Annotated in this window: 8 protein-coding genes; 7 read left to right on the forward strand and 1 reads right to left on the reverse strand. The window is 51.6% G+C overall.

Features of this window, described 5'->3' with window-relative positions:
* The first annotated feature begins 133 nt into the window (after nucleotides 1-133).
* From putP to phoH, 7 genes are all read left to right on the forward strand, one after another.
* Nucleotides 134-1,618: a sodium/proline symporter PutP gene (putP, locus tag J1785_RS06955; RefSeq protein WP_129951475.1), complete on the forward strand. Its 1,485-nt coding sequence runs from the start codon at nucleotides 134-136 to the stop codon at nucleotides 1,616-1,618.
* Between the two features lie 249 nt (nucleotides 1,619-1,867).
* Complete coding sequence (gene efeU / locus J1785_RS06960) at nucleotides 1,868-2,719, forward strand: iron uptake transporter permease EfeU (RefSeq protein WP_129951474.1); 852 nt, start codon at nucleotides 1,868-1,870, stop codon at nucleotides 2,717-2,719.
* A 46-nt stretch (nucleotides 2,720-2,765) separates the two neighbouring features.
* On the forward strand, nucleotides 2,766-3,893 hold the full coding sequence (gene efeO, locus J1785_RS06965; RefSeq protein ID WP_129951473.1) for an iron uptake system protein EfeO: 1,128 nt from the start codon (nucleotides 2,766-2,768) through the stop codon (nucleotides 3,891-3,893).
* Between the two features lie 59 nt (nucleotides 3,894-3,952).
* A complete protein-coding gene (gene efeB, locus J1785_RS06970) occupies nucleotides 3,953-5,248 on the forward strand; it encodes an iron uptake transporter deferrochelatase/peroxidase subunit (RefSeq protein WP_129951472.1) in 1,296 nt (431 codons plus the stop codon).
* A 184-nt stretch (nucleotides 5,249-5,432) separates the two neighbouring features.
* Nucleotides 5,433-6,581 (forward strand): N-acetylmuramoyl-L-alanine amidase, encoded by a 1,149-nt coding sequence (locus J1785_RS06975; RefSeq protein WP_217219108.1) that lies wholly within the window; start codon nucleotides 5,433-5,435, stop codon nucleotides 6,579-6,581.
* Nucleotides 6,582-6,764: 183 nt separating this feature from the next.
* Entirely contained in the window at nucleotides 6,765-7,166 is a 402-nt protein-coding gene (locus tag J1785_RS06980; RefSeq protein ID WP_217219109.1) for a hypothetical protein, read from the forward strand.
* Between the two features lie 63 nt (nucleotides 7,167-7,229).
* Entirely contained in the window at nucleotides 7,230-8,018 is a 789-nt protein-coding gene (gene phoH / locus J1785_RS06985; protein ID WP_120131086.1) for a phosphate starvation-inducible protein PhoH, read from the forward strand.
* Between the two features lie 80 nt (nucleotides 8,019-8,098).
* Here the strand turns inward: phoH and chaA are convergent, their stop codons facing one another.
* A complete protein-coding gene (gene chaA / locus J1785_RS06990; protein WP_129951469.1) occupies nucleotides 8,099-9,199 on the reverse strand; it encodes a sodium-potassium/proton antiporter ChaA in 1,101 nt (366 codons plus the stop codon).
* Nucleotides 9,200-9,360: the final 161 nt, after the last annotated feature.

The raw sequence follows: 9,360 nt of genomic DNA on the forward strand, positions 1-9,360 counted from the left end.
GTCTTGCTGCAACCTTTAGAGGTTTCAGCCATCATCTCGCCCCGGCAGGTTTTTGGCAGCACTTCGGGTGGAGTGCTGCCGGGACAGACAGGTGCCGGACAACATCGCAAAAAATAAGAAAGTGGAGAATGGAATGACAATGAACACACCGATGCTGGTGACGTTTTGTGTTTATATTTTCGGGATGATTTTGATTGGGCTCATCGCGTATCTACGAACCAAAAACTTTGATGATTATATTTTGGGCGGACGTAGTCTGGGCAGCGTGGTCACGGCGCTGTCCGCCGGTGCTTCCGACATGAGTGGCTGGTTGTTAATGGGGCTGCCGGGTGCGATTTTTATTTCCGGCATTTCGGAAAGTTGGATCGCGATTGGTCTGACTATCGGCGCATACCTGAACTGGAAACTGGTGGCGGGGCGGCTACGTGTACACACCGAAGCCAATAACAATGCGCTGACGTTGCCGGATTACTTTACGCATCGTTTTGAAGATTCGAGCAAGCTGCTGCGCATTATTTCCGCGATTGTGATTTTGGTGTTCTTCACCATTTATTGTGCCTCCGGCATCGTGGCCGGTGCACGTCTGTTTGAAAGCACCTTCGGCATGACGTACCAGACCGCGCTGTGGGCCGGCGCGGCGGCGACTATCCTTTATACCTTTATCGGCGGTTTTCTGGCCGTCAGCTGGACCGATACCGTGCAGGCCAGCCTGATGATTTTTGCACTGATCCTGACACCGGTTATCGTCATCCTCGCCGTTGGCGGCATTGATACCTCGATGATGGTCATCAAAGCCAAAAATCCTGAATACACTGATATGTTTAAGGGCATGAATCTGGTGGCGATACTGTCATTGCTGGGCTGGGGGCTGGGCTATTTCGGTCAGCCGCACATTCTGGCGCGTTTCATGGCGGCCGATTCTCACTTCACTATCCGCAGAGCGCGCCGTATCAGCATGACATGGATGATTTTATGTCTGGCGGGTACCATCGCTGTAGGATTCTTCGGCATCGCGTACTTCAGCAATAATCCGGCTGAAGCGGGCAACGTGACGCAAAACGGTGAGCGCGTGTTCATCGAGCTGGCGAAAATTCTGTTCAACCCGTGGATTGCCGGGATTTTGTTGTCCGCTATTCTGGCAGCGGTCATGAGCACCCTGAGTTGTCAGCTGCTGGTGTGTTCAAGCGCCATCACTGAAGATTTCTACAAAGCTTTTCTGCGAAAAGGCGCGAGTCAGCGCGAACTTGTGTGGGTGGGGCGTGCAATGGTGCTGATCGTGGCGCTGATTGCTATTGCGCTGGCTGCCAACCCGCAAAACCGGGTTCTCGGTTTGGTCAGTTATGCCTGGGCCGGTTTCGGTGCCGCATTCGGGCCGGTGATCCTGATTTCCGTGATGTGGAAACGTATGACGCGTAACGGTGCACTGGCGGGGATGTTGGTCGGTGCAATAACGGTGATCCTGTGGAAACAATATGGCTGGGCTGAATTATACGAAATCATTCCCGGTTTCATTTTCGCGTCACTGGCTATCTGGATTGTCAGCCTGACGGGGCGTAAGCCTTCCGCCGCTGTTGAGCAGCGTTTCACCGCCGCAGAAGCGGAATATAAAACTGTTTAACCGATAATCTCCTGTTGTGTCACTCAGACCGGGGTCATTCAGCCCCCGGTTTTCAGCATTTTCCGCCGCATAAGCCTTCCGTCCTGATTTTTTCATGTGTATTTACCGATCCCCTTTCAAAAAAAGGATCGGTTGCCTCTTGTATTTCTTTTGGCAAGAATGATAATCACTATCGTTTCTTTTTACTTTTCTTTACAGAGGCCTCATACATTCTGTTGTTCGTCAGAATTCAGGGCCCGGGAGCTCGTCATGTTCGTTCCGTTTCTCATTATGTTTCGCGAAGGGCTGGAAGCTGCGCTGATCGTCAGCCTGATTGCCAGCTACCTCAAACGGACGCAACGCGGGCAGTGGCTCGGTGTGGTCTGGATTGGCGTTTTCATCGCCGCTGCGCTGTGCCTGGCGCTCGGTCTTTTCATCAATGCCACGACCGGTGAGTTTCCGCAAAAACAACAGGAGCTGTTTGAAGGTATCGTCGCCGTCGTCGCGGTGTGCATTCTGACATACATGGTGTTCTGGATGCGCAAAGTGTCACGGTCTATCAAAGTGCATCTGGAAGGGGCGATTGATCATGCGCTGAATTCCGGTCGCGGTCAGGGCTGGGCACTGGTTGCGATGGTGTTTTTTGCGGTTGCGCGTGAAGGGCTGGAATCGGTGTTTTTCCTGCTGGCAGCCTTCCAGCAAGACGTGGGTATTGAAGCCCCGATCGGTGCAGTGCTTGGCCTCGGCGCGGCCATCGTGCTGGGTTTCCTGATTTATTACGGCGGCGTGAAACTGCATCTGGCGAAGTTTTTCAAATGGACCAGCCTGTTCATCCTGTTTGTCGCCGCCGGACTGGCTGCGGGCGCTATCCGCGCGTTCCACGAAGCGGGGTTGTGGAACCGTATGCAGGACATTGCCTTTGATCTGAGCGGGACTTTATCCACACACTCTTTATTTGGCACCTTGCTGGAAGGGATGTTCGGGTATCAGGAAGCGCCGACGGTCAGCGAAGTTGCGGTGTATTTCCTGTATCTGATCCCCGCGCTGTTCCTGTTCTTTATTCCACAGAGTAAATCGCCTGTGGCTGCGCCGGTTTCTGCCGGGCAAAAAACACAACGTTAATTTTATCAACTTCATTCCTCATTTTGCCCTTGCCACGGAGTTACACATGCCACATTTTCGCCGTAAAGCTTTACAGATCGCCCTGTTGTCCCTGCCGGCCTTTGCGCTGAGCGCCAACGCGCTGGCTGCTGATGTTCGTCAGGTCAAAATTGCTGTTAATGACAAACAATGTGAACCGATGACGCTGACCGTGCCGGCCGGTAAAACTCAGTTTGTTATCCATAACAACAGTCAGAAAAACCTGGAATGGGAAATCCTCAAAGGCGTGATGGTGGTGGAAGAACGTGAAAACGTGGCGCCGGGTTTCACGCAGAAAATGACGGCTAATCTTGAACCGGGCGAATACGACATGACCTGCGGCCTGCTGAGCAATCCGAAAGGTAAACTGACGGTTACCGCTGAAGGTACGGCCGCTTCCGGCAAGCCTGACGCCATGGCGCTGGTCGGCCCGATTGCGGAATACAAAGTGTATGTGACTCAGCAGGTGGCTGAACTGGTGGCACATACCAAAGCCTTTACGGACGCGGTGAAGAAGGGCGATCTGGCGAAAGCGCAATCCCTGTACGCTTCTACCCGTGTTTACTATGAGCGCATCGAACCGATTGCCGAACTGTTCTCTGATCTGGACGGCAGCATCGATGCCCGTGAAGATGATTTCGAGAAAAAAGCCGAAGATCCTAACTTCACCGGTTTCCACCGTCTGGAGAAAATCCTTTTCGCGGACAAAACCACCCAGGGCACCGAACCGTTTGCCGACAAGCTGTATGCCGATACCGTTGATTTGCAAAAACGTATCGCAGAGCTGACCTTCCCGCCAAGTAAAGTGGTCGGCGGCGCAGCGGGCCTGATTGAAGAAGTGGCCGCCAGCAAAATAAGCGGCGAAGAAGATCGTTACAGCCGCACTGATCTGTGGGATTTCCGGGCCAACCTTGATGGCGCACAGAAAATTGTCAATCTGCTGCGTCCGTTGCTGGTCAAAGCCGACAAACCGTTGCTGGATAAAATCGACGCCAACTTCAAAACCGTTGATGCGCTGCTGGACAAATATAAAACCAAAGACGGTTACGAGAATTACGAAAAACTGTCTGATGCGGACCGTAACGCAATGAAAGGTCCTATCACCACGCTGGCAGAAGACTTGTCCAAACTGCGCGGTGTACTTGGTTTAGATTGATATCTTTAGCGCCTCCCCCTGCGCAGGAGGAGGCGCTTTTAAATTCCTGAGGCATAGCAATGAGCAACAAAAACGATAATCAGAACGAAGTTTCTTCTTCCCGCCGCAGTTTACTCAAGGGCGTGGGATTGTTAGGCGGGGCATTTGCCCTGGGCGGCGCAGCCACAGCGCAGGCTGAGAAAACACCCGGAGCAAAGAACGAATATACACCAGGGACTGTTTCCCCTGACGAGCGCTGGGGCAGGCAACCCTATTATGGCGAGCATCAGGCGGGTATTTTAACGCCGCAACAGGCATCGATGATGCTGGTTTCCTTTGACGTGCTGGCCACTAACAAAGCTGATCTGGAGCGTCTTTTCCGTCTCCTCGATTCACGTTTTGCCTTCCTGACCACAGGCGGCACTGCGCCTTCAATGGATCCGAAATTTCCGCCCATGGATTCAGGGGTGATGGGCGCAGAAATCTACCCGGACAATCTGACCATGACGCTTTCTGTCGGGGATTCTCTGTTTGATGAGCGCTTCGGGCTGGCACCACATAAGCCTTTGAAATTACAACGCATGACACGTTTCCCGAATGATTCTCTGGATGCCAAACTCTGTCACGGTGACCTGTCCCTGCAAATTTGCGCCAACAACAGCGATACCGTGGTGCATGCGCTGCGGGACATCATCAAATATACGCCTGATTTACTCAGCGTACGCTGGCGTCGTGACGGCTTTATTTCGTCCCATGCGGCGCGCAGTCAGGGCAAAGAAACGCCGATCAATCTTCTGGGCTTTAAGGATGGTACGGCGAACCCGGATGCCAAAGATAAGCCTTTGATGGATAAAGTTATCTGGGTGACCGGCGGGCAGGGCGAACCGGCCTGGACGGTGGGCGGCAGTTATCAGGTGACACGTCTGATCCCGTTCAAGGTGGAATCCTGGGACCGCACGCCGCTGCAGGAGCAGCAGTCTATTTTCGGGCGCGACAAAGCCACCGGCGCACCGCTGGGGATGGAAAAAGAGCACGACGTGCCGGATTACGAAAAAGACCCGGATGGCAAGACGATCCGCCTCGATGCGCATATCCGTCTGGCGAATCCGCGCACTAAAGCCACCGGAGACAGCCTGATGTTGCGCCGTGGCTACAGCTATTCCCTGGGTGTGACTAATTCCGGGCAACTGGAAATGGGACTGGTTTTTGTCTGTTATCAGCATGACCTGGAAAAAGGTTTCCTGACCGTGCAGAAACGTCTGAACGGTGAAGCGCTGGAAGAATATATCCGCCCTAACGGCGGTGGCTTCTTCTTCACGTTACCGGGCAATAAAGACGAAAGTCACTATCTCGGACAATCGTTAATCGAAGCGTAATTTAACTCCTTCCCTTCGCCGGGGAGGGAGCCGATTCCAGAGGAGCCCAAACCAGACATCATTTTTACGCCTGGTTACGCATTTCATTGCCTGTTAATACTCCGCCTCATCCAAAAAAATCTCAGTAATGTCATGATGATAAATCGCAAAACTGATTTATTACGTTGCCTGTTCTGAGACTGTTATGACCATCAACCATACCCGCAGAAAATTACTGATTTTTGGCATCGGACTGTCGCTGACCGCGCCGCGTTTGTACGCCGCCCAAAAAGCGGTGCGGATCACCATGACTTCAGATGCCAGTCAGATTCACCTGGCACTCCCTGCGGCAGATAAACGCTGTCGCGTGTTTATGCTCAGTGCGCCGGAGCGGGTCGTGATTGATATGCCGTTGACATCATTTCCGCCGGAACTTGAGCATGCACTGACCGTGGTGCGGCAGAAATTTTCCTGGGTCATAGAAGGGCGCATTGCTCATTTCAGCCCTGAGGTGGCGCGTATCGTGTTGCAGGTGAACAGTAAACCGAAGATTACGCGTAACACGGAAAATGGTGTCCTGACGGTGACGATATCGGCAGAAAGCCATGCTGCCGCAATTGGGCCGGTCGTGTCCCCTGCGCCGCAGGCGGAGAAACCGCTGCTGGTCATGATCGATCCGGGTCATGGCGGCAAGGATCCGGGGGCAATCGGTAATGAAGGCACTTATGAAAAACATGTCGTGCTGCATATCGCCAAACGCCTGCAAACTTTGCTCAGCCAGCAGCACGGTATTCACGCCGTGCTGACCCGGCAGGATGATGTATTTATTCCGCTTTATCACCGCGTCAGTCTGGCGCATCAGCATGCGGCGGATCTGTTTATTTCGATACATGCCGACGGTTTCACCAACGATCTGGTCTCCGGAGCATCGGTTTTCGCACTGTCTGAACACGGCGCAGGCAGTGCGATGGCGCGCTATTTATCGCAAAGCGAAAACAGCGTCGATGTGTTGTACGACGACGATTTTAAAACGGACGATCAATATCTTAAAGAAACACTGTTTGATCTCGACCAGCACGAAACCATTCACCGCAGCCTGGATTTTGGCAGACATCTGGCAGCAAATATCAGTAAAGTCCATCACATGCACAGCCCGCATCCGGAACAGGCAGGTTTTGCGGTACTGAAATCCCCGCGTATTCCTTCCGTGCTGGTGGAGACATCCTTCATCACCAATAAACAGGAAGAAAAATTACTGGGTGAGCCGGTGTTTCAGGAGAAAATGGCCCATGCGCTGGCCGAAGGGATTAACAGTTACTTCATCAATGAAAAGAAAAATAATCTGCTGAGCTGAGAGAAATTCAGCACGATTAAAGAGGATCTGAAAAAGATCCTCATGATCCTATTGACGTCAGCCACAAACTTTTTTACATTTTGGTAACGCAAATGTTTCAGTTGTCATTATACTGACATTTATAAGCGGTAGTTTTCACGAGGTGTACGGCAGGTGCCGTTAATAACACTGCGGGGAGCGCGAATGGTAAAGTCCATGTTTGGGCTGTTGATCGAAAATAACACACTTCTCTCATTCACCCGTTGTTGCTTAAATGCAAACGGGGGCAAGGCTTCCGACTCTCTATTATTTCAGGATTTACTTTCAGGTTTTTCCTACCGCTTTTCACAAAAAATATCATCCACCCAACCCCAACCCTGTTGTTTAACTGACCGCCTATTTGTTGGTGAAAATGATGTGAATATCACTGGCTTTTATTCTGGACGTTTTATTGTATGGGTCAGCGGTTTGTCATTATTGACAATGCCTCCTCGTGAACAGAAAACAACCCAAAGAGTTTCCGTTAATTCCTTCAGGTTCTTTTCCTCTTCACGTTATTCATTGGCTCCACTTGGTCTAAAAGGAGACCAAAACCTCATTTGTTAGTGAAACATAACCGTGCGGGCATTATGCCTTAGCGTTAAGTGAATCAAACTGTAAGGTGCCACTATGGGAAGACAGAAAGCAGTGATCAAAGCTCGTCGTGAAGCAAAACGTGTTATTCGTAATGATTCACGCAGTCACCGCCAGCGCGAGGAAGAGTCTGTGACGTCATTGGTACAGATGGGCGGTTTGGAATCGATCGGCATGGCTCGCGACTCCCGCGATACGTCCGTCATCGAAGCGCGTACTGAAGCTCAAGGTCATTACTTATCAGCCATAGAGAATAAGCAGTTAATTTTTGCCACCGGTGAAGCCGGTTGCGGCAAAACATTTATCAGCGCTGCGAAAGCGGCAGAGGCATTAATTCACAAAGAAATCGACAGAATTATTGTGACACGTCCGGTATTGCAAGCCGATGAAGATCTCGGTTTCCTGCCCGGTGATATTTCTGAGAAGTTTGCACCTTATTTCCGTCCGGTCTACGACATTCTGCTACGTCGTCTGGGTTCATCATTCCTGCAATATTGTTTGCGACCGGAAATAGGCAAGGTGGAAATTGCGCCATTCGCTTATATGCGCGGGCGTACTTTCGAAAACGCGGTGGTTATTCTGGACGAAGCGCAGAATGTCACAGCCAGCCAGATGAAAATGTTCCTGACCCGTCTCGGCGAAAATGTGACGGTGATTGTTAACGGTGATATTACCCAGTGCGATTTACCACGTGGCGTAGTATCGGGGCTCAGCGATGCAATGTCCCGCTTCGAAGAAGACGAGATGATCGGCATCATTCAGTTTGGTAAAGAGGACTGTGTGCGTTCGGAGCTGTGTAAACGCACCTTGCACGCTTACTCTTAATTCTCCCATCGTTCCCATGAAAAAGGCCGCTTATCTGAGCGGCCTTTCTTTTTGTGCCTCCGCCTTCGCAGGAGAGGGGGTTAAAGCATTATCAGCATCATATAGGCACAAAACAACGCAAGATGCGCGGTACCGTTTAATACATTGGTACGGCCGGTGGAGAAAGAAATCTGGCACAGAATCAGCACTGCCAGCATCACCACAATGTTTGCCGGGTCAAGACTGAAAATCAAATCCTGGCCTGTCAGCGTGGCGATGACGGTCACTGCCGGAACGGTCAGTGAAATTGTCGCCAGCACGGAGCCGAAGAACAAATTCATGGCGCGCTGCACCTGATTTTTCAGCACGGCTTTCAGTGCGCCCAGACCTTCCGGAGAGAGGATCAGTAACGCGACCAGGAAACCCGTGAACTGCGCAGGGGCATTCAGTTCTGTCAGCAGGCTTTCCAGCGGATTAGCATTGAACTTAGTCACCGCAATAACCAGCACCAGATGGACGATCAACCACAGGGTGTGTGTCAGATTGCTTTTTGACGATGGCTTGCCATGACCCTCTTCTTCACCTTCATCTTCATGCTCGTAGATAAACAGGCTCTGATGAGTTTTGGTCTGAATAAGCAGAAATACGCCGTACATGGCGGCTGAAATCACTGCCACAAACAACGCCTGTGGCGTCGAGAAATTGCCCGCCGGCAAGGCGGCAGGCAGCACCAGCACAATCACCGCCAGCGGGAATATCGCCATCAGGTACTGTTTGATACCGCCGAGATTGACATACTGTGTCGCAAACTTACGCCCGCCTAATAACAGGGCCACGCCCACCAGACCGGCGGTAACAATCATAATGATCGAGAATAACGTGTCACGCATCAGCGCGGGGGCGGCATCGCCGGTCGCCATCAGGGCCGAAATCAGGCTGACTTCGAGGATCACGACGGAAAGGCTGAGGATCAGCGACCCGTACGGTTCGCCAAGACGGTGCGCCAGAACATCGGCATGGCGTACGACGCTGAACGCACTGGCGAGGATACCGACCAGCGCGATGAGATTAATGCCGACAACCGAGGCGAAGTTACTGCTGTTGCCCCAGAGGACGAGAACGAGAAGTGCAGCGATGGGAAAAACCAGGGAGTATTCCTGATGGCGGGTTTTGATTTTTGGATGTTCCTGTGAAGACACCATGATGATTATTCTCCTTATAAACGCTCACGTAATAACAACCGCCTGTCTGTCAGTTGTCAGCAAAATGCCTGGCAGCATTAAGGTATAACCCATTAAGTATAGTAGATAAATTAACCTATTAACAGAATAAAATCAGGCTTAAGACATAAAGCATGCAATAG

It is taken from the genome of Rahnella perminowiae (assembly GCF_019049755.1).
Taxonomy (GTDB): domain Bacteria; phylum Pseudomonadota; class Gammaproteobacteria; order Enterobacterales; family Enterobacteriaceae; genus Rahnella; species Rahnella perminowiae.

What these genes read in the sequence shown, in the direction of transcription:
- J1785_RS06975 (WP_217219108.1), top strand. Translation starts at nt 5,433, where the DNA reads ATGACCATCAACCATACCCGCAGAAAATTACTGATTTTTGGCATCGGA.
- efeO (WP_129951473.1), top strand. Translation starts at nt 2,766, where the DNA reads ATGCCACATTTTCGCCGTAAAGCTTTACAGATCGCCCTGTTGTCCCTG.
- efeB (WP_129951472.1), top strand. Translation starts at nt 3,953, where the DNA reads ATGAGCAACAAAAACGATAATCAGAACGAAGTTTCTTCTTCCCGCCGC.
- phoH (WP_120131086.1), top strand. Translation starts at nt 7,230, where the DNA reads ATGGGAAGACAGAAAGCAGTGATCAAAGCTCGTCGTGAAGCAAAACGT.
- J1785_RS06980 (WP_217219109.1), top strand. Translation starts at nt 6,765, where the DNA reads ATGGTAAAGTCCATGTTTGGGCTGTTGATCGAAAATAACACACTTCTC.
- chaA (WP_129951469.1), bottom strand. Translation starts at nt 9,199, where the DNA reads ATGGTGTCTTCACAGGAACATCCAAAAATCAAAACCCGCCATCAGGAA.
- efeU (WP_129951474.1), top strand. Translation starts at nt 1,868, where the DNA reads ATGTTCGTTCCGTTTCTCATTATGTTTCGCGAAGGGCTGGAAGCTGCG.
- putP (WP_129951475.1), top strand. Translation starts at nt 134, where the DNA reads ATGACAATGAACACACCGATGCTGGTGACGTTTTGTGTTTATATTTTC.